Here is a 20693-nt window from a genome sequence, read left to right as displayed (position 1 = left end):
GCTTGATATCCGGGTGTTCGGGCCAGTGCGTAAGCGCCGTATTGTCGCGCTTTGTAACGCCCGGGTCACGCACGGCCGATGCCGGCAAAGCAATGACGCATGACAATCAGGTCGCCGCCGACGGGTTAAAGACCAGTATAAGACCAATTGGTATTTTACTGGTCCTTTAGAGGGCTTATATTGGTACGTAATCGTCGCCTGGAAAACGCGCCATGGATCCTCGCCTTTCCCGAATCATGCTCGATGCCGATATTGCGACGCCGCTGTATCACCAACTCTCGCGGCAACTCGGCGACGCGATCGAGGCGGGCCGCTGGCAGGCGGGCGAGGCGCTGCCATCCGAGCGGGCGCTGGCCGATGTGCTGCATATTTCGCGCATCACCGCGCGCAAGGCGCTCGAACAGCTGGCGCAGCGCGGCTTGATCCGGCGCACCCATGGCTCGGGCACATTCATCGCGCCGCGGTTCAATGAGCCGCTGACCCGGCTCGCCAGTTTCACGGAACTGCTGACCCAGCGCGGCTTCACGCCGAGCTCGCGCTGGTTGTCGCGGCGGATCGATTCGCCGACCAGCGAAGAAGCGTTTCGCCTGGGATTGCACAGCAACGCGCGTGTCGCGCGGCTGAAACGTCTCCGCCTGGCCGACGATGTGGTCATGGCGGTGGAAGAAAGTTGTCTGCCCGAGGCGGTCTTGCCCGAACCGGAAGCGGTCGAGACGTCGCTGTACAAGACGCTCGAGGATCTGGGCCGGCCGATCATGCGGGCGTTGCAGCACATCACGGCGGTCAACGCCGACGCCGAAACCGCGGCACTGGTGTCGGTGCCCCAAGGCGAGGCGCTGCTCGCGGTCACCCGGTCGAGCTATCTGGCCGATGGCTCGCCGGCGGAGCTGAGCGTGAGCTACTGCCGTACCCATTACTACGACTTCATGGTCGAGCTGCATCGGCGCCCGGCGTCTGGTTGAACCAACGGACGCACTCGCGGCGGGCGGCGGATTGTCATCGGCGTCGGGCGTTGCGGCCCGGCGGCTGCGAACACCGCGTCAAAACAGAGCGCGGATACAACTGAAACGACAACGCCTCGTACTCGGAGGAGAGACATGATCGAAACGACACAGGACTCATTTTCGCCCACCCGCCTGCCGGCCATGGCCTGGCTGGCGATCGCCATCGCCGCGCTCGGCGGCATTTTGTACGGCTACGACATCGGCATCATCGCCGGCGCGCTGGTGTTCATGAAGGGCGCGCTGTCGCTGTCTGCCTCGGAAATGTCGCTGATTGTGGCGGCGGTGCTGGGCGGCGGTTCGCTGGCCACCCTCATCGGCGGCCCGATCGCCGACGCGATCGGGCGCAAGGCGACGCTGCTGATCTCGGGCGCCGTATTCGCGATCGGCGTGATCGTGACCGCCATGGCGGCCGGCTATGCCGGCGCGCTCGGCGGCCGGTTGATTCAGGGCATTGGCGTCGGTCTGGTGACCATCGTGGTGCCACTGTATCTGGTCGAGGTCATGCCGCCGGCGGTGCGCGGGCGCAGCGTGACGCTGTTCCAGCTGTTTCTGACCTTCGGCATTCTGGCCGGTTATCTGGTCGGCTATTTCTTCAACGCCAGCGGCGACTGGCGGGCCATGTTCATCACCGCGCTTGCGCCGGCCGTGGCCTTCGTGCTGCTCGGTCTGGCGTTGCCGAAATCGCCGCGCTGGCTGATCAAGAAAGGCCGGCCGAGCGAAGCGCGCGCCGCGCTCGCCCGCACGCACAGTGCCGCAGAGACCGAATCCACATTCAACGAACTGGCCGCGCAGACCGATGAAGAAGGCGTGGCCGCGCGCTGGTCCCTGTTGTTGGCGCCGGGCTATCGTCGCGCTTTCTTTCTGGCTTTGGCGATCGGTCTGCTCAACCAGCTCACCGGCATTAACACGCTGCTGCAGTTCAATACCGTGATCCTCGACCAGTCGGGCCTGTCCGGCGGCGCGACCGCGGTGCTGGGCAGCGTGACGGTCGGGCTGACCAACTTCGTGGTCACCATCGTCGGCCTGATGCTGATCGATCGTGTCGGCCGGCGCCCGCTGCTCATTCTGGGCACGGCCGGGGCGACGGTCGCTCTGGCGTTCATGGCGCTCATCCATTTGCTGACTACGGCCTCCGCGTTCCAGGGCTATGCCACGCTGGCCGGGTTGATCGGCTTTGTCGTCTTCTTCGCCATCGGCCCGGGTATCGTGGTGTGGCTGGCGATCTCGGAAGTGCTGCCGCTGGCGATCCGCGCCAAGGGCATGGCGGTCGCACTGTTCGCCAATTCTCTGATGTCGGCGATTCTGGCCGCGGTGTTCATGGATATCGTCTCGGTGGCCGGCTATGCCGGGGCCTTCGGATTGCTCGCAATCGCGGTATTCGTCTACATGCTGGTGGCGATCATCCCCTTGCCGGAGACCAAGGGGCGCAAACTGGAAGAGATCGAAACCCATTTCCTGGGAGAAGCGCATGGCTGATTGTGAGCTGCGCGTATTCATCGGCGTCGACGGCGGCGCGAGCAAGACGCGGGTCGTCGCGCTGGACGCCGCGGGGCAGGTGCTGGGCACCGCCAACGGCGCGGCCGCCACCCTTAACGGGCGCGCCGATACGAGCTGGGCGACCATCGTCGAGACGGTCCGCGCCATTGATGCGCTGGCCGGGCTCGATCTGGTTGAGGCGAGCGTGGTCGTCGGTATCGCCGGTACCGAGATCGCACCGGCGTATCGCGCCTTCGTGGCGGCAGCACCCGCCTGCGGCGCGCTCGAGGTGGTCTCGGATGCGCATATCGCCTGTGCCGGCGCCCACGACGGCGGCAACGGCGCGATCGTGTCGGTCGGTACCGGTGTGGTCGGTTTCTGTCGCGACGGCGAGGCCACGGCGCGCGCCGGGGGCTGGGGGTTCCCGCACGACGATCGCGGGTCCGGCGCCTGGCTTGGCATGGAGGCGGTCGGCCATGCGCTGGCGGCGGCCGATGGGCGCCGGGTGCACGATGCGCTGGCCGATCGGCTGCTGGCGGATTTCAGCCACGACCCCGGCGCGCTCGCCGGCTGGGCGTGTAGCGCGCAGGCGGGCGATTTCGCCGGCTATGCACGCGCCGTGGTGGAGCTCGCCAGCCAGAGAGAGGCGAGCGCGGAGGCGTTGCTCGATGCGGCCGGGCGGCATGTGTCGGCGGTGGCGCGCGCGCTCATCGGTGAGCGTCGCGATCTCCTGCTGGCACTCACCGGCGGCCTGGCCGCTACCATCGCACCGCGGCTCGATGCCGATCTGCAGGCGCGATCCACGCGGCCCGTTCACGACGGTGCGCACGGCGCTGCGTTGATGGCCCGTCATGCTTTCATCCCTTCACCGGAGACCGGTTCATGAGTTCGACCACTCTCATGCGGCGCGAGATGCTCGAAACCCCCGAGCGTCTGGCCGCTCAATGGGCCGCCAATCGCGACGCGATCACGGCGATCGCCGCCGACCTGGCCGCGCGCCCGAATGCGCCCTGGTGGGTCACGGCCCGCGGCAGTTCTTCGCACGCCGGGGCGTTCTTTGCCGCGGCCGCCGGGCTGGGCGCTGGCCGCGTGGTCGGCGAGATCACGCCCAGCCTGTTCACCGTCTACGGCCGGAAACCCATGCTGGCCGGCGCGGTGGTGATGGCGATCTCGCAGTCCGGGGCGGGCTCGGACATCAACGCCGTGGTGGAAGCGGCCAACGCGACCGGCGCGCTCACGCTCGCGCTGACCAACGACCCGGAATCCCGGCTCGCCGCCACGGCGGCCCACACCCTCGATCTGGCCATGGGGCCCGAGAAGGCCGTGGCCGCGACCAAGACCTATCTCGGCACGCTGGCCGCCGCGGCCCGCCTGGTCGCGACCGTGGCCGACGACCACGAACTGGAAGCCGCGCTCGAGCGCCTGCCGGCCACACTCGCCCACCGGCGTGACAATCAGGCTCCGCTGGATGCATCGGCGCTCGCCGCCTTCGATTCGGCCGGCTTCGTGCTCGGGCGCGGGGTGAGCCTCGGCATCGCCCGCGAGGTCGCGCTCAAGTTCAAGGAAGTCTGTGTCACGCCGGCCGAGGCGTTTTCGGCGGCCGAATTCATTCACGGCCCGCTCACGCTGGTCGGGCGCGGTACGCCGGTGCTCATTATCTGCCTGGATGACGCCACGCGGCCGGGCCTGATCGACACGGCCCATCGGCTGGCCGAACTGGAAGCGAACGTCACGTTGCTCGGTCCGGGCCTGGAGGATGTGACCCCGGCCGAGTATCTGTCGGTCGTGAGCCGTCCAGCGACCGGTAATGTGTATACCGATGCCATCGCGATGGCGTTCGACTGCTACGGCGCGTTGGAGGCCCGGGCGGTGGCGCTCGGTTACGATCCCGATCAGCCGCCCAATGTCCGCAAGGTCACGAGTACGTATTGATGCGTTCATCCGATAACGAGGAGCAGCGCGTCTGGCAGTTGCGCCGGGCTCGGGTTCATGGCGGGGCAACGAAGCCGCAGGCGATCACCATCGCCGGCACGCGCATTGCGGCGCCTGACTCGGACGCGCCCGCTATCGATCTGCCCGCCGACTGGCATGTCGTGCCCGGCTTTATCGACGCCCATATCCACGGCGCGATGGGCGCCGACGTGATGGATGGCGATGCCGACGGGCTGGCCCGTATCGCCGGTTATTTGCCGGCCGAGGGCACGACCGCGTTTCTGGCCACCACCATGACCGGGCCGGCGGCTACAATCGAAGCCGCACTTGGCGTGACGGCGCATTTCGAATCCGGGCCCGGCGCCGCCGAGATGCTCGGCGTACATCTGGAAGGCCCGTTTGTGGATCGCAACAAGGCCGGCGCCCAGCCGGTCGATCACATTATCGCCCCGGATATCGCCCGGTTCGATCGTTGGCAGGCGGCGGCAGCTGGCCGTATCCGCGTGGTCACGCTGGCGCCGGAACAACCCGGCGGCGAGGCAATGGTCGCGCATCTGGCCGGTCAGGGCGTGCGCGCGTCTATCGGCCATTCGAGTTGCAGCGCGGCGCAGGCCGAGGCGGCGATCGCGGCGGGAGCGAACCGCGGCACGCATTTGTTCAATGCCATGAACGGGCTGCACCACCGCGAACCGGGCGCGGCGTGCGCACTGCTGACGCATCCGGCCGCGCGCAGCGAGATCATCGCCGACGGGCTGCATGTGACGCCGGCCATGGTCAAACTCGCCTATCGCGCCGCCGGCCGCGACCGGCTCATGGCGATCACCGATGCCATGCGCGCCAAGGGCCTCGGCGACGGCGACTATGATCTGGGCGGGCAGCCGGTGACGGTGGCCAACGGCCAGGCGCGGCTCGCGAATGGCACACTGGCCGGCAGCGTGCTTACCTTCGATGTCGCGTTCCGCAATCTGCTCGATTTCACCGGTTGCGAGCTGGCCGACGCCATCGCGATGAGCAGTACGAATGCCGCCCACGATCTGGATATTGCCGATCGCAAGGGATCGCTCGCCGAGGGCTTCGATGCCGATCTGGTGATATTGGATGCCGATCTGCGCGTCCGGTTGACTGTGTGCCGCGGACGGATCGCGTACGATCCGGGCGGGCTCGTGAATCTGTTGTGACCCGCTCGGCGGCGGGATTGCCGCCGCAACGTTGAACGATGGCGGCGAGCGCATCCGCCCGGCCGGTGGCGAAGGGCGCTGCTACAGTCCGGGTTTGTAACCGCGAGCACCAAGTGGGGGAGGCCGTTTCATGGCAAGGAAACTCGTTTTAGGGGCGGCTGCGGTCGTCGTGGTTGTCGGCGGGGCGGCCCTCGTGGCGCCGTATTTCATAGGTCAAACGGTGGAAAGCCGTTTTCGGGCACAGGTGGCGGCCATCAGCCAGCGCACGGATATTCCGATCCGCGTGACGGCCTATCGTCGCCACTGGTTTTCGGCCGATGCGACGACCACGGCCAGGCTTGGCACGCGCCGGGTCACGCTGCACTACGCCATCCACCACGGGCCGCTCCCGGGTTTCAACCTCGCCACCATCAAAACACATTGGTCGGCCGCCAATCTCGCCCTGACGAAGGGGCGCGACAAGCCGGTGGTGAGCGCGCATACCACGGTCGATTTCGATGGCGACAGTACGACTACCATCCACGCGGGGCAGCTCGAGGGTGACGTCACCGACCATGACGGCCGACAAGTGCATGTCGTGTGGCAGGGCCTGGACGGTCAACTGCGCGTCGACGATAAACAGCATCTGACGCTGAAATCGCCCGGCCTGCGGCTGCAGCGCGACGGGGTGACGAGCGGCTACAAGAATCTCACGCTGACCGCGCAGGGCGCGCGGCTGCGCAGCGGTGGGCTCGACGAGTTGCAGCCCCGCGATCTGGTCGGGCGCAGCGATGTCGAGTTCGGCCAGGTCTTTTTTCGTGGGCCGGGCAACAGGCACAACATGACCTTCAGTGGCGCGTTGGAAAGCCGCTCGAGCGTGCCGAAAGCCAATCGCTGGAACTTTCATACGGCGTTGAAGCTGCGCGACTTGGCTCTACCGTCGCGCGATGCCTCGACTGCGGCGCTCAAGATCCATGCGGCCACGCTGGAAGCCGGGTTCAAGGACTTGAACGCGCACCGGGTGCTGGCACTGTTGGACGCCATCCAGCCATACCAACGACAGCGCGTCGGGGCCGACGCGGATGAGGTCAAGCGGATCAACGCCCGGATCGGTGCCTTGATGCTCAAGCGCCTGCCCGGCTTGCTTACCGATGACAGCGTGCTGCAGATCGGCCTGCCGACGCTGGATACCGGTCGCGGCGCGGCCGGCATGCAGGTGACGGCCTCGCTGCAGCCGGCCACGGTTCTGTCGAATCCCGATCGCGCCGATCGCCTCTCGGGGTTGCTTCAGCGCGCCGCCGTCAAGGCTTCGGCGCATGTTGACAAGCCGGTGATGCAGTGGCTGCTGGCGCAGAGCGAAGAACCGGCCAAAGGGCGCAAGGCATTGGCGAATCTGGCGCAGGAAAGACTGATCGGGATGCAAAAGGGCGCCATCGAGAGTTCGTTCTACATGGATCACAAGACGATGCGCGTCAATGGGCACGCCCTGCCGGACCGCATGCGCCGGGCGCTGCTCATGGGGCTGTTTGCCAGCGGCGCTCACTAGTTGTGATCTTTCAGTAGGTTGTTCATCCGAGCCGACCGCCCTGAAACTGATGGGTGTCGAATCCTTCAAGCTTCAGGAGTGACCCGGATGAACACCCACAAGAATGCGCGTTTGACCGTTCATGGTCGAGACCTGTTGGTCCGTCGAATCCTTCAACAGGGTCAGCGCCCGGTCGAAGCGGCGCAGGCCATGGGCGTGAGCGCGCGGACCGCTTACAAGTGGCTGGCCCGATATCGCGAGCACGGTCAGTCCGGCTTGTATGAACGCAGTTCGCGACCGGCTCGTTGCCCCCATCGGCTATCCGAGGCAACCCGGCAGCGGATCGTGGCCTTGCGGCGTGAGCGGCGTATCTATCGCGCGATCAGTCGCGAACTGGGCGTGCCCGTGACCACGATCGCACGCGTGCTTCAGCGAGCCGGCCTGAACCGACTGTCCGCGCTGGATCCCGCGCCGCCGGTCAAGCGCTATACTCGCGAGGCACCCGGCGATCTGCTGCATCTCGATATCAAGAAGCTCGGCCGCTTCGAGCGCCCCGGTCACCGCGTGACCGGCAATCGACAAGCCGGACGTTCACGCGGCGCAGGCTGGGACCATGTCCACGTGGCCATCGACGATCACAGCCGCGTCAGTCACGCGACAATCTGGCCGGATGAAACGGGACCGAGTGCCGTTCGCGCCCTGATAGCCGCTTTGCGCTATTACCGGCACCTGGGCGTACGATTCGACCGCGTGCTGACCGATAACGGCGGCTGTTACAAGTCGGCTGTCTTCGCCAAGGCTTGTCGGCGACTCGGGCTCAAACACAAGAGGACACGGCCCTACCGGCCGCGCACCAACGGCAAAGCCGAGCGGCTGATCCAGACCGCGCTGCACGAATGGGCCTATGCTCGCGCCTATGACAATGCCGATCAGCGTGCCGCCCATCTGCCCCACTGGCTGCATGACTATAACTGGCATCGCCCCCATGCCAGTCTCGACTACCACACACCCATCAGCACCCTCGGCCTGAACAACCTGGTGGCTTTACACAACTAGGGCCTGTTGCCGTTTCGTACCCATGCCGCGCAGGATGACTCACCCACGGCGACGCTTTGCTTCTCGGCTGTAGCCGCTCGGGGTTGCGCATCGCCTGCCGGAGCGCGGTCGCGGTCACCGCCGTATCGTAAAAAGTGCTCTTAGATTATGTACAAGGTTCAGTCGGGGCATTGACGATGCCGGTGCCAGTGCGGACAAAATGCCCCGGCTTATCCAGCCCACAGCGTGTCGTACATAGTCAATAAAGCGCTTGCCACGGGCTTCCATGAAATGGATTGGCACGGGAATAGCCCGATTCTCGGGGTGCCGGATGTTTGGACGATCGGGCATAGATCGGACCGAATCGAACCGGCATGGTTCGCTTGATCGCTTCATAATGAAGGTGTCGACCCTTTAATTTCCAATTACCGAGGTTCGCAATGCGTTACAACAAACTGGGCAACACCGGCCTGTTCGTCTCCGAGCTGTGTCTCGGCACCATGACCTTCGGCGGCCAGGGCGAGCTGTGGAGCCAGATCGGCGATCTGCAGCAGTCGGATGCCGAAAAGCTGGTCGGCCAGGCGCTGGATGCCGGCATCAACTTCATCGACACCGCCGATGTCTATTCCGAGGGCCAGTCGGAGATCATTACCGGCCAGGCGCTGAAGAATCTCGGCGTGCAGCGTGACGAGGTCGTGGTCGCCACCAAGGTGTTCGGTCCAACCCAGAGCAGCGGGCGGGCCGCCAGCCGCGCCAATACGCAGGGGGCATCGCGCTATCACATCATGGAAGGCGTCAAGGCCAGCCTGAAGCGGCTGCAGCTCGATCATATCGATCTGTATCAGATCCATGGTTTCGATCCGGCCACGCCGATCGAAGAGACCGTGCGCGCGCTGCATACGCTGGTCGAGCACGGCCACGTGCGCTATGTCGGGGTATCCAACTGGGCCGCCTGGCAGATCGTCAAGGCACTCGGCATCGCCGAACGCCACGGCTGGAACCGCTTCGAATCGCTGCAGGCTTATTACACGCTGGCCGGGCGCGATCTGGAACGCGAGTTGGCGCCCATGCTGGAAAGCGAGAATCTGGGGCTGATGGTCTGGAGCCCGCTGGCCGGCGGTCTGCTCAGCGGCAAGTACGACCGCGAAACCGACGGTGAGGCCGGCAGCCGCCGCACGACCTTCGATTTTCCGCCGGTCGATCGCGAGCGCGGCTTCGATTGCATCGATGTCATGCGCGACATCGCCGACGCCAAGGGTGTCTCGGTGGCCCGCATCGCGCTGGCCTGGTTGCTGCACCAGCCGGTGGTGAGCAGCGTGATCATCGGCGCCAAGCGGCCCGACCAGCTCGATGACAATATCGGTGCCACCGAAGTCGAGTTGTCCGATGCCGAACTCGCGCGCCTGGACGAAGTCAGCGCGTTGCCGGCCGAATATCCGGGCTGGATGCTTGAGCGTCAGGGCACGATACGCCGCGAGCAACTGGCCGAGTCGAACGGGCGTTAATCGGTCTGTCGGCGACGCTTGCGCGTCGCCGACAGACTCGGCTAACTTTCCACTGACAATATCCCACCGCGGTCGGGCATGCATTTCGTCCCGGAACTGGCCACACTCGGCACCGTCCTGCTCCTGGGCTGCATCAGCCCGGGGCCGGATTTCGTGGCGGTCACGTCGCATTCTCTGGCCGATCGGCGTTCCGGGCTGCGCATCGCCTGCGGGATCGCGGCGGCGATTACGTTATGGGCCCTGTTGAGCGTGGCCGGGCTGGCCTTTGTGTTGTCACGCGTTGCCGTGCTGTACGAGGGCGTGCGGCTGGCTGGTGCGGCATTCCTGGTGTATCTGGGTATCCGCATCCTGGTTTCGACCTGGCACGGTGGGCCGGCAGCGACGGCACCGACGCGTGTCGCCACCAAGCACGGGTCGTTCAAGCGCGGTTTTCTGATCGGTATTACCAATCCGAAGTCGGCGGTTTTCTTCAGTAGTTTGTTCGCCACCATTCTCCCGGCTCACGCGCCGGCCTGGGTGTACGGCGCCACCATCGCGCTGGCGGCCGGCACGGCCTTCGGTTGGTTCATCGCGCTTGCATTGGCATTTTCTCTGGGGCGTATACAGCGGCTGTACGCCAAGGCCCGGCGCGGCATCGATACGGTCATGGGCGCGTTGCTCACGGCGCTGGGTCTGCGGTTGGCGCTGGTGCGTTAGCGAGGCCTCCTCGTGCGGACTCGCACGAAACGGCAACAGGCCCGAGAGCGCCCACGCCACGTTCGCCGTGCCCTCGGCCCGGCCCGGTCCGGCCTATCAGGCCATCACCTGTGCTACTTTGCAGTGGCTCCGGGACAGGTCCATGGAGCGATGCATCGGCATCTATGCGTCATGGTCTGCGCCGCCGGGGTTCGCGCCGGCCCGGCTACAAGGTGCGGCCTGTCGGCGAGCGTACGAGCGGGGCGATAAGCGATGTTGCTGGTGTTTTCGCCTGGCGGGCGCGTCGCGGTCGGCGCCCGGATTCAGCGCCGGCTTTTTGCGTCGCGCTCAACAGCCGGCAACGCGCTGATGCTGCGATCGGGTCCGGTCAGGCGCGCTGGGTCGTGTCGGCGCCGGCGATCACATCCCGCTCCAGCAGATCGGTCAGTGTCGCGTCGTCCAGTGCCAGGCGTTCGCGCAGAATCGTGAAGGTGTCCTGGCCGAGGATCGGCGGCGCACGGTCGGCGTTGAGTCGTTGATCGTCGAACCGGATCGGATTACCGACCAGCGACACGTCGCGCCCGCTGGCATGGCGCCGCTGGATCCGCATCTGCCGGGCTTGAGTCTGCGGGTCGTCAAAGACCTGCTCGAGCGTGTTGATCGGCCCTGACGGCACGCCCGCGGTTTCCAGTCGTTTCAGCCATTCGCCGCGCCGCGCGGTGCGCAAGTGCCCGGACAGGATCGGCACGAGCGTGTCGCGACAGGCCACGCGCTCGGCGTTGGTTGCAAAGCGCTGGTCTTCTGCCAGTTCCTCCGCGCCAAGCACGGCGCAAAGGCGCGCGAACTGATCATCGTTGCCTACCGCGATCACCAACGGTTCGTCGGCGGTGGGAAAGACCTGGTACGGCACGATGCTGGGGTGGGCATTGCCGAGCCGCGGCGGGTTCGCGCCCGTGGTGAGATAGGCCAGCGCCTGATTGGCCATGACGCCGATCTGGACATCAAACAGCGCCATGTCGATATGCGTGCCCGTGCCCGTGGTGTGTCGCTGGTGCAGGGCCGCGAGAATGGCGTTGGCGCTGTACAGGCCGGTGAAGACGTCGGCGAAGGCCACGCCGGCCTTCATCGGCTCGCCATCGGGTTCGCCGGTCACACTCATCAGCCCGCCCATCGCCTGGATCAGGAAATCGTAGCCGGCACGCGATGCGTACGGTCCAGTCTGACCGAAGCCGGAAACCGAGCAGTAGATCAACGACGGATTGATCTCGCGCAATGATTGATAATCGAGCCCATATCCGGCCAGCCTGCCCACCTTGAAATTCTCGACCAGTACGTCGCTATCGGCGGCCAGCCGGCGCACCAGATCCCGGCCTTCGGGCCGTGAGAAATCCACGCAGACGGAATGCTTGCCCCGGTTGGCCGACAGGAAATAAGACGATTCATCGGTGCCGTCCAGCCAGGGTGGCGCCCAGTGGCGGGTGTCGTCGCCGCGGCCCGGGCGTTCGATCTTGACCACGTCGGCGCCCATGTCGGCCAGTTGCTGCGTGCACCAGGGCCCGGCCAGCACGCGCGATAGATCGAGCACACGTATGCCTGCGAGAGGGCGGGGGGTGGATTGATCGGTCATGGTTTAGTGGAATGCCTGAATGCCGGTCTGGGCCCGGCCGAGAACCAGCGCATGCACGTCGTGGGTGCCGTCATAGGTGTTCACGCTTTCGGGGTTGTGCACAGGATGCACGATGCCGACTTGATCAGGATACCGTTGCCGCCGTGCATGTCGCGCGCTGCGGCCGATACCCAGCCCCTTTGCGCAATCGTCGCGCTTGATCCGCGAGATCATCTCCGGTGCGTCGATGCCCGCGTCGATCAGACGGCCGATTTGCAGGGCACCGGCCAGACCGAGCGCGCTCCCGCTCGGCACCTCGACAAGCTTCTACTGGATCAGCCGATTGGCCGCCAGTGGCCGACCGAACGGCGCTTGGTTGAGCGCATGATCGTGGCTTCCATGGCCAGCCGGCATTGCATCGCGACCACATCGAAAGTGGCTGCCGGCAGACCAACCGCAAAGCCCGTGATGGGGCCGCTGTAAGCATCGGGCTTCGCCCTAGGATCACACTGGCGAGCGGGCCATTGCCGATCCATTGCTTGGCCCCACTGAGCCGATAGCCGCTCTCGAGCTGCACCGCCCGGCTCGTATTGTGCCAAAGCGCTCAGCGCTTGCCGGCTGTCAAAAAGCCACCCTGGAAAGCGCTTCAGACCTATTGGCACTGCTATTCAACATGGGCCTGATTTGCGGGGCCCTCAGGGCTTGTCCCGAACGTTTCCAGCATCGTGAAACCCGTCCGCCGCGCTGTTCGCGCCTTGATCGTGGGGCCAGCCACGCTCACCGGCGCGTGTCTCGCCACGGCGCGCCCTAAAGACCGGCTGCAAGCGGCCGTTAACCCGATCGCTTTCCGACGTTTCCCCGAGGTTTTGATGCGACACTCTCTACGCGCCCGTATTCTCGCGATCTGTATCGCGATCATTGTGTTATCACTGGTCGTGATCGGCGCGGCCACCTGGCGCGTGATGAACGCCTATAATAACCAGAGTATTGCCGCTAATCTCAAGTCGATCGCCACGGGCCACGTCATGGCGATTGCGCAATGGAGTGCGACCAAGAAGCGACTGGTGTCATCGATCGGGCAGCGGGCACTCCAGCCGGACGCGGCCTCGTCGATGGCTCTGATCGAAAAGGCCAGCCAGTTTTCCATGGTGTATGCGGGATATCCGGACGGCCGGTTCGTCTCAAGCAGCAACTGGGCCCCGCCGCCGAGCTTCCATCCCACGCAGCGGAGCTGGTTCAAAAAGGCGGCCAAGGCTGGGCATACTGTGTCGACCCGGCCGTACATTGATGCGTCCAGCCATAAACTGATTCTGTCGTTCGCGACACCGGTTATGAACAATGGGCAGCTGGCGGCGGTGGTCGCGGGCGATCTGCCGCTCGACCAGGTGGTGGCCAACGTCAAGGCGATCAAGCCGACGCAGCACAGTTATGCCTTCCTCGTCGATGGCCACGGTACCGTGATCGCTCACCCGAATACCGCCCTCGCGTTGAAGCCCGCGACCCAAATCGATTCCAGACTGACCCCGCAGTGGCTCCGTCAGGCCGCTTCCAGCGGGCAAGTGCGCCGGGTCAGTCTCGACGGTGTGAAGGAACGGGTGCTCGCCGAGGCCATCCCGAATACCGATTGGACGTTGGTGGTCGCGATGAATCAGCGCGAGGCGCTGGCCGGCTTGCACAGCGCGGCCTGGACCATGTTGATTGCGCTGCTGATCACGGCTTTGATCGCCGCGGCCATTATCTGGCTCGCACTGACGCCGAGCTTCCGGCGGCTGGCGGGTGTCCGCGACGCACTCGACGACATCGCTTCCGGGGACGGGGATCTGTCGCGCCGCCTGCCGGTGCGCGGGCGTGATGAAATCGCCGGTATTGCCGGCGCATTCAACACCTTCGTCGAACGCATCAACGAAGTCCTGCTGCATGTTCGCGGCACCAGTGAATCGGTGCGTACGGCCTCGGATGAAATAAGCCAGGGCAACCAGGATCTGTCGCAGCGAACCGAAGAAACCGCCGCCCAGCTGGAAGAATCGGCGGCCGCGGTCGAGCAGCTCACGGGGACGGTGGAACATTCCGCGGCCTCATCGCGCCAGGCCAGCGAAGTCGCCAGCGAAGCCGCCGAGACGGCCCGCCAGGGCGGGCAGCGCATGCAGGCGGTCAACGGCGCGATGCAGCGCATGCAGGAGTCGAGCAAGAAGATCGAGGGCATTCTGGAAATGATCGACACGATCGCGTTCCAGACCAACCTGCTTGCCCTGAATGCCTCGGTCGAGGCCGCCCGTGCCGGCGAACATGGCCGTGGATTCGCCGTGGTCGCCGAAGAAGTGCGCGGCCTGGCGAATCGCAGCACGGAAGCCGCCAGCGAGATCAAGACGTTGATCGCCGACGCCAGTCAGCAGACCGACATGGGGGTCGTTGAGGTGAAGGCCGCCGATAGCGCCATGCAAGGCATCGTGCAACGAATCGAGCAGGTCAGCACCATGCTGGTCGAGCTCACGAGCGCCGCCGCCGAGCAGGCGACCGGCATCGGACAAGTGAGCCAGTCGGTTTCGCAGCTCGAGGGGATGACGCAGCAGAATGCCGCCCTGGTGGAACAGTCCGCGGCCGCGAGTGAAGCGCTGCATCAGCAGGCCAAGGAACTGGCGGACACGGTCGCGGCCTTTCGCCTGCGGGAAGCCGGCGCCGGGTCTACGAGACCGGACACCGATGCCCTGCCGGCGCGCGGCGAGGTCTCGGGGTGGGATGAATCCGAGGCCGCGCTTTCGTCATAGCCGGGCGGCCCTCCGGGGCTGTGACGATGCGATCGACGGGGTCACGAGGCCGCTTGGCGCCAGCATGCGCTGTCGGCGCACTCAGCGCGGCCTCGCAGGTTGAGGCCGCGCAACCGCTCGCCTCAGCGGCGCGCGTGCTGCAGGCTGGGGTTGTGCCCAGTTCCCCGGAGGAGACCGATCATGGATATTCAGCGCAATGGTTCAAAGCCGTCGGCGGCCGGTCCTGCCGATTATTTCACCGGCCGCGTGCGTATCGACGCGCCTTTTTCCGGCCGCGATCCGGCTCGCGTGAGCGGGGCGATCGTGACCTTCGAGCCCGGCGCGCGAACGGCCTGGCATACCCATCCGCTGGGCCAGACGCTGCTGGTCACTGCGGGCCAGGGCCGGGTTCAGCGCGACGGCGGGCCGATCGAGACGATCCATCCGGGGGATGTAATCTGGTTCGAGCCGGGTGAGAAACACTGGCATGGCGCGGCGCCGGATGTCGCCATGACCCATGTGGCGATCGCCGAGGCCGAGGACGGTCGGGTGGTTGACTGGATGGAAGAGGTCACGGACGCCCAGTACCACGGCGAGATGTGATCTTTTCAGTTCGCGCCCTGCACGCCGCGGTTTGGTGGTGCCCGCTTGTGGAGTGTGGGCCGCGGGGCGAAACCGCGGGCCGGCCGAACCGTCGCGTGGGGGTTATGGCGTCATGCGCCATGCGCCGGTCAGCAGGGCAATCCAGCCGGCGATAAGCAGCACGCCGCCGATCGGCGTGATCGCGCCCAGAATCTTCACGCCCGAGCCGGCCAGTAGATAGAGGCTGCCGGAGAAGATCAGCGTGCCGGCGATGAAGCACCAGGCCGCGGTGGTGAACGCGGCGCCGGTCAGCCCGGTGCGCATCAGCAGGGCGAGCGCCAGCAGGGCGAGCGCGTGATAAAACTGGTATTGCTCGGCGGTATGCCAGACGGCCTGCATGCGCTCGGACAGATGCGAAGACAGGGCGTGCGCGCCGAACGCGCCCAGGCAGACGGCGAGCCCGCCGTAAAGCGCGGCGAAAACAAGCGTGAGCCGAATCATGAGTCGCCGTCCTCGGGCAGGTATGTGGTGCCGGAACAGAATGTCACCGCCTGGCCGCCGACATGCACGCGATCGCCGTCGACGCGACAGAGCAGTTCGCCGCCGCGAGCCGAGATCTGGCGTGCCGCCAGTTCCGTCCGGCCCAGGCGTTCGGCCCAGTAGGGCGCCAGCGTGCAGTGCGCCGAGCCGGTGACCGGATCTTCGTCCACGCCGTGGCCCGGCGCGAAAAAGCGCGAAACGAAATCGTGCACGCCATCGTCGGCCGGTGCGGTGGCGATGAAGCCGAGATTGGTCCGGGCCGAATGCCGGGCCAGGGCACGCATGTCCGGGGCCAGCGCTGCGACTTCGGCGGCGGTTTCGAATACCGCCAGGTAGTTGGTGGCGGCCTGCCATTCGATCGGCCGGCCGCCGAGCGCAGTCGCAACCTCGGCGATGTCGTGCTCGACCGCGGTTGCGTGGCGAGCCGGCAGATCCAGCCACAGCCGGCCGTCGCGGGCGTCGACGCCGAGTTCGCCCGCGAAGCGGGTGACGAACGTCAGCGGCGCGTCGTGGCCGGTCCGTTCGCTGAGCAGCACGTGGGCGCTGGCGAGCGTGGCATGGCCGCAGAGCTCGACCTCGAGCGTCGGCGTGAACCAGCGCAGCTCGTGGCGCGCGTGCGCCCCGGGGACGACGAAAGCCGTCTCCGATAGATTGTGCTCGGCGGCGAGCGCGGCGAGTATGGCGTCGTCCGGCCAGGCGTCGAGCACGTAGACCGCCGCCGGGTTGCCGGCGAATACGCGATCGGTGAAGGCATCCACCTGATGAAACGCCAGGGGTTGTCGTCCGATTGTCATAGAGGTGTCATGTAATGTGGCGTGTGTGGTGGCTCGGGCCACTGTATCGATTCCAGCTGCCGTATCCGTTTCAGGAGAGTTTCGCATGACCGAACCCGCCGATGCGTCGACCGTACCCGCGCCGGACGCGTTCGCGGCCCCCGAGTTGTTCATCAACCGGGAGCTGTCATTGCTCGAATTCAACGACCGCGTGCTGGCGCAGGCGCAGGATGAGTCGGTGCCGCTGCTGGAGCGGCTGAAGTTTCTGTGTATCTCGTCCACCAATCTGGACGAGTTCTTCGAAGTCCGGGTGGCGGGTCTCAAGCAGAAGGCGGAACTTCTGGATACGCCCAGCGAAGCCGACAACCGCACGCCCAGCGAGGTGCTGCGGGCAATCAGCGAACGGGCCCACACGCTGGTGGACAAGCAGTACGCCACGCTCAACGACGAGATTATTCCGGCTCTGGAAGCCCAGGGCATCCGTTTCCTGCGGCGCGCGGAATGGAACCCGGAGCAGCGGGCCTGGCTGGCCGAGTACTTCGAGGAGGAGCTGCTGCCGGTGATCAGCCCGATCGGGCTCGATCCGGCCCATCCGTTCCCGCGGATTCTCAACAAATCGCTGAACTTCATTGTTGCGCTCGACGGCACCGATGCCTTCGGGCGCAAGATCCGTCATGCCGTGGTTCAGGCGCCGCGTGCGCTGCCGCGCATCATTCAGCTGCCCGCCGACGCCGCCGGCAGCGGAACCCACGATTTCGTATTCTTGTCGTCGATCATCCACGAGCATGTCGGCGATCTGTTCCCCAGCATGCGCGCCGATGGCTGCTACCAGTTCCGCGTGACCCGCAATTCCGATCTGTATGTGGATGAGGAAGAGGTCGACGATCTGCTGCGCGCGGTGGAAGGCGAGTTGCCGGGGCGCCGCTACGGTGACTGCGTGCGCCTGGAAGTGGCGCACAACTGCCCGCAGGAGCTGTCGGATTATCTGCTCGCACGGTTCCTGCTCACGCGCGAGGATTTGTATCAGGTCAATGGCCCGGTCAACGTCAATCGCCTGCTGTCGTTGCAGGGCACGGTCGATCGGCCGGATCTGAAATATCCCGCCTTCACGCCGCGGCTGCCCAACGCACTGTCGCCGTCGGGCGATCTATTTGCCGAGATCCGCGCGGGCGACGTGCTGCTGCACCACCCGTTCGATTCCTTCCTGCCGGTGATCGATTTCGTGCGCCGGGCCGGCTCCGACCCCAAAGTGCTGGCGATCAAGCAGACGCTGTATCGCACCGGGCCGGATTCGGCGGTGGTGGATGCGCTGGTCGAGGCCGCGCGCGCGGGCAAGGAAGTCACCGTGGTGGTCGAACTCCGGGCGCGCTTCGACGAGGCCGACAATATCGAGCTCGCCAACCGGCTGCAGGCGGCCGGCGCGCATGTCGTGTATGGCGTGGTCGGTTACAAGACCCACGCCAAGATGACGCTGATCGTGCGCCGGGAACCCGACGGCCTGCACAACTACGTGCATGTCGGCACCGGCAACTACCATCCCAAGACCGCGCGGCTGTACACCGACTACGGTCTGATGTCCTGCGATCACGCGCTCGGCAACGACGTACACGAGATCTTTCTGCAGCTCACCAGCCTGGGCAAGGTCAGCGGGCTGGAGCGGATCGTCGATGCGCCCTTCCGGATGCACGATGCCATCGTCGCCAAGATCGGCCGAGAAGCCGAGGCCGCGGCTGCCGGCCGGCCGGCCTGGATCGTGGCCAAGATGAACTCGCTGGTCGAGCCGGCGGTGATCCGGGCGCTGTATGCGGCATCGGTGGCCGGCGTGCAGATCGATCTGATCGTGCGCGGCATCTGCTGCCTGCGTCCGGGCGTCGAGGGGGTGTCGGAAAACATCCGCGTGCGCTCGATCGTGGGGCGGTTCCTGGAGCACACGCGTGTGTTCCATTTCGCCGGCGACGGCGATCCCGAGTTGTACATGTCCAGCGCCGACTGGATGGATCGCAATTTCTTTCGTCGGGTCGAGATCTGCTTTCCCGTGACCTCGCGCCCGTTATATGATCGTGTGGTGCGCGAGCTGGGGCTTTACCTCGCCGACAACAGCGGTGCTTGGCAGCTGGGCGAGAACGGACGCTATACACAGGTGCGGCCAGCGGCCGACGAGCCCGTGGTGTCCGTGCAGAAGCGTCTCATGGAGGGACCGGGGTAGCGGACCATCGCCCGGCAGGTCATGAACCCTTGTCGTTGGCCGTGGTCCCAGGCAATAGACTGTGGTACGGCGCAACCGGCCACCCGATCCAGCGAACCGCGCGGCGGTTCGCGCCTTACAAGGGAATGACCCACATGAAACGATGGATGACCGTACTGGCCGGCCTGATGCTCATGATCGTCGGTGGTCTGACGACCAGCAGCGCCGCGATCGCCAGCAGCAAGCCCGCCCAGAAGATGGACGATGCGACCAGCGTGCTCCAGCAGTTCGTCAACATTCCGGAGAACAAGATCCCGTCGGCGCTGCTGCGCCAGGCCTACGGTATCGCCGTGATCCCGAGCGTGCTCAAGATCGGTTTCATCGGCGCTGGTGAACACGGCGACGGCGTGCTTTCGGTGCGCACCGCGGACGGCAAGTGGTCGGATCCGACCTTCATCAGCCTGTCCGGCGGCTCGGTCGGTTTTCAGGCCGGCGTGTCCTCGACCGACATTATCCTGGTGTTCAAGACGCAGCGCAGCATCAGCCAGCTTGCCAACGGCCAGTTCAGCCTCGGTGCGGATGCTTCGGTGGCCGCCGGCCCGATCGGTCGCAAGGTGGGCGCAGCCACCAACGGCGATTTCAACGCCGAAGTGTATTCCTACTCGCGTTCGCGCGGCCTGTTCGGCGGCGTGTCGCTCAGCGGCGCACACATCGGCATCAAGAAAGACTGGAACTGGTTGTACTACAACCAGAGCGGCATCTCCGCCCGCACGCTGCTCACGCGCGATAGCGGCAATCTTCCGAAGTCGGGCCAGCGCTTCGTGTATACGCTCAACCAGTACATGCCGCCGTCAAGCGACCACTTTCACTACGACGCCCATGTCGGCGGCGCCAACAACAGTAACAGCCAGGGCGGCGACAGCGGCGATAACGGTGCGGCAAGCAACGATGCGGCCGGTGCCCAGTCGAATCAGGGCGCGCAGGGCTACGGCCAGACCAAGCCGTACAATGGCGGCTCGAACAGCGGCGTCACCGTGCAGCAGAATGGCGGTGGCAGCGGCGGTAACAACGCCGACGGCACATCGGATTACAGCAGCGGCACCTACGGCGGCTCCGGCAATAGCGGTAGCGCTGCCAACAACAACGGCCAGCAGACTGGCAGTGCGGGCAGCCAGGGCTATTGAGGTTTCTGCTTAAACGCCCGTTTCGCGACATCGCGATCATCGCCGTCGTGGTCGCGCTGGCGCCGGCGGCGGTGCTGCTGGTGTTCCGGGTGATCCATCCGCCCGCGAGCGCCTTCATGACGCGCAAGGCGGCGGAGCTTCACGACCGCCACCCCGGCCGGACGATCAGGCACCAGTGGGTCGGTCTCGATCGGATCGCGGCCTGCATGCCGCTGGCCGCGGTGGCCGGCGAGGACCAGACCTTTCCCACGAATCACGGGTTCGTCTGGTCGTCGATTGCGCGAGCTCTCAAGCACAACGCCGACGGCGGTGTGGTTCGCGGCGCCAGCACGATCACCCAGCAGACGGCCAAGAATCTGTTCCTGTGGCCGGCCAAGAGCTATATCCGCAAGGCCATCGAGGCCTACATCACCGTCTGGATGGATCTGCTCTGGTCCAAGCGCCGTGTGCTGGCGGTCTATCTCAACATCGCGCAGTTCAGCGATACGGCCTTCGGCGTGCAGGCGGCCGCGCAACAATTGTTTCACACCCCGGCAGCAAAGCTGTCGCGTGGTGAATGCGCAGCATTGGCGGCGGTGCTCCCGGCGCCGGACAAGTACGATGCGGCCCACCCCGGGCGCTACCTGACCCGGCGAAAGGCATGGATTCTGCGTCAGATGCGGCATTTGGGGCCGCATTATCTGGCCCCCGCCCTGCAGCAAAATTAAGTGTAAAATGCACCATATGGTTTGGTCGCGCCGCGCGATGACACCGTGGTGCGGGCCGCCGGA

At 65.8% G+C, this 20693-nt stretch carries 18 protein-coding genes; 15 read left to right on the top strand and 3 right to left on the bottom strand.

The window, feature by feature from the left end:
* Window positions 1-212 precede the first annotated feature (212 nt).
* The 9 genes from SALB1_RS04010 to SALB1_RS03970 all read left to right on the top strand — a co-directional run bounded on the left by SALB1_RS04010 (window position 213) and on the right by SALB1_RS03970 (window position 10330).
* Window positions 213-962, top strand: a complete 750-nt coding sequence (locus SALB1_RS04010) for a GntR family transcriptional regulator (RefSeq protein WP_109992680.1) — start codon at window positions 213-215, stop codon at window positions 960-962.
* Between the two features lie 30 nt (window positions 963-992).
* Complete coding sequence (locus tag SALB1_RS04005; protein WP_370453243.1) at window positions 993-2480, top strand: sugar porter family MFS transporter; 1488 nt, start codon at window positions 993-995, stop codon at window positions 2478-2480.
* On the top strand, window positions 2473-3366 hold the full coding sequence (locus SALB1_RS04000) for a BadF/BadG/BcrA/BcrD ATPase family protein (RefSeq protein ID WP_158590615.1): 894 nt from the start codon (window positions 2473-2475) through the stop codon (window positions 3364-3366). Before SALB1_RS04005 ends, SALB1_RS04000 begins: the two co-directional genes overlap by 8 nt.
* Window positions 3363-4412, top strand: coding sequence for an SIS domain-containing protein (locus tag SALB1_RS03995; RefSeq protein WP_109992677.1), 1050 nt, complete (start codon window positions 3363-3365; stop codon window positions 4410-4412). The genes SALB1_RS04000 and SALB1_RS03995 overlap by 4 nt, the downstream gene beginning before the upstream one ends.
* The gene (gene nagA / locus SALB1_RS03990) at window positions 4412-5590 is read left to right on the top strand and encodes an N-acetylglucosamine-6-phosphate deacetylase (RefSeq protein WP_109992676.1); all 1179 of its coding nucleotides are present in this window, start codon (window positions 4412-4414) and stop codon (window positions 5588-5590) included. The genes SALB1_RS03995 and nagA overlap by 1 nt, the downstream gene beginning before the upstream one ends.
* Window positions 5591-5720: 130 nt before the next feature.
* Window positions 5721-7115, top strand: a complete 1395-nt coding sequence (locus tag SALB1_RS03985; protein ID WP_109992675.1) for a DUF945 family protein — start codon at window positions 5721-5723, stop codon at window positions 7113-7115.
* Between the two features lie 87 nt (window positions 7116-7202).
* Window positions 7203-8150 (top strand): IS481 family transposase, encoded by a 948-nt coding sequence (locus SALB1_RS03980; RefSeq protein WP_109992674.1) that lies wholly within the window; start codon window positions 7203-7205, stop codon window positions 8148-8150.
* A 419-nt stretch (window positions 8151-8569) separates the two neighbouring features.
* A complete protein-coding gene (locus tag SALB1_RS03975; RefSeq protein WP_109992673.1) occupies window positions 8570-9634 on the top strand; it encodes an aldo/keto reductase in 1065 nt (354 codons plus the stop codon).
* Between the two features lie 78 nt (window positions 9635-9712).
* Entirely contained in the window at window positions 9713-10330 is a 618-nt protein-coding gene (locus SALB1_RS03970) for a LysE family translocator (protein ID WP_109992672.1), read from the top strand.
* A 367-nt stretch (window positions 10331-10697) separates the two neighbouring features.
* On the opposite strand, the gene SALB1_RS03965 is transcribed toward SALB1_RS03970, so the two are convergent.
* Entirely contained in the window at window positions 10698-11936 is a 1239-nt protein-coding gene (locus tag SALB1_RS03965; RefSeq protein ID WP_109992671.1) for a CaiB/BaiF CoA-transferase family protein, read from the bottom strand.
* A gap of 105 nt (window positions 11937-12041) precedes the next feature.
* Here SALB1_RS03965 and SALB1_RS18670 point away from each other — a divergent pair, with 105 nt between their 5' ends.
* The 3 genes from SALB1_RS18670 to SALB1_RS03950 all read left to right on the top strand — a co-directional run bounded on the left by SALB1_RS18670 (window position 12042) and on the right by SALB1_RS03950 (window position 15262).
* Window positions 12042-12398: a hypothetical protein gene (locus SALB1_RS18670; protein WP_145961228.1), complete on the top strand. Its 357-nt coding sequence runs from the start codon at window positions 12042-12044 to the stop codon at window positions 12396-12398.
* A 386-nt stretch (window positions 12399-12784) separates the two neighbouring features.
* On the top strand, window positions 12785-14680 hold the full coding sequence (locus SALB1_RS03955) for a methyl-accepting chemotaxis protein (protein ID WP_109992669.1): 1896 nt from the start codon (window positions 12785-12787) through the stop codon (window positions 14678-14680).
* Between the two features lie 180 nt (window positions 14681-14860).
* Window positions 14861-15262: a cupin domain-containing protein gene (locus tag SALB1_RS03950; protein WP_109992668.1), complete on the top strand. Its 402-nt coding sequence runs from the start codon at window positions 14861-14863 to the stop codon at window positions 15260-15262.
* Between the two features lie 102 nt (window positions 15263-15364).
* On the opposite strand, the gene SALB1_RS03945 is transcribed toward SALB1_RS03950, so the two are convergent.
* Window positions 15365-15742, bottom strand: a complete 378-nt coding sequence (locus SALB1_RS03945) for a DUF423 domain-containing protein (RefSeq protein WP_179950703.1) — start codon at window positions 15740-15742, stop codon at window positions 15365-15367.
* Window positions 15739-16575: a PhzF family phenazine biosynthesis protein gene (locus SALB1_RS03940; RefSeq protein WP_109992667.1), complete on the bottom strand. Its 837-nt coding sequence runs from the start codon at window positions 16573-16575 to the stop codon at window positions 15739-15741. The genes SALB1_RS03945 and SALB1_RS03940 overlap by 4 nt, the downstream gene beginning before the upstream one ends.
* 85 nt (window positions 16576-16660) lie before the next feature.
* On the opposite strand from SALB1_RS03940, the gene ppk1 reads away from it, so the two are divergent.
* The 3 genes from ppk1 to mtgA all read left to right on the top strand — a co-directional run bounded on the left by ppk1 (window position 16661) and on the right by mtgA (window position 20630).
* Window positions 16661-18760 carry a polyphosphate kinase 1 gene (gene ppk1 / locus SALB1_RS03935; RefSeq protein WP_109992666.1) on the top strand — a complete coding sequence of 700 codons (2100 nt, stop codon included), beginning with the start codon at window positions 16661-16663 and terminating at the stop codon, window positions 18758-18760.
* A gap of 134 nt (window positions 18761-18894) precedes the next feature.
* Complete coding sequence (locus tag SALB1_RS03930) at window positions 18895-19923, top strand: lipid-binding SYLF domain-containing protein (protein WP_158590614.1); 1029 nt, start codon at window positions 18895-18897, stop codon at window positions 19921-19923.
* Window positions 19920-20630 (top strand): monofunctional biosynthetic peptidoglycan transglycosylase, encoded by a 711-nt coding sequence (gene mtgA, locus SALB1_RS03925; RefSeq protein WP_109992664.1) that lies wholly within the window; start codon window positions 19920-19922, stop codon window positions 20628-20630. The genes SALB1_RS03930 and mtgA overlap by 4 nt, the downstream gene beginning before the upstream one ends.
* Window positions 20631-20693 lie beyond the last annotated feature (63 nt).

The sequence above is a fragment of the Salinisphaera sp. LB1 genome (genome assembly GCF_003177035.1).
Classification (GTDB): domain Bacteria; phylum Pseudomonadota; class Gammaproteobacteria; order Nevskiales; family Salinisphaeraceae; genus Salinisphaera.
Note: the sequence above shows the minus strand (reverse complement) of the source record. Positions and strands in the feature narration are given on the sequence as shown.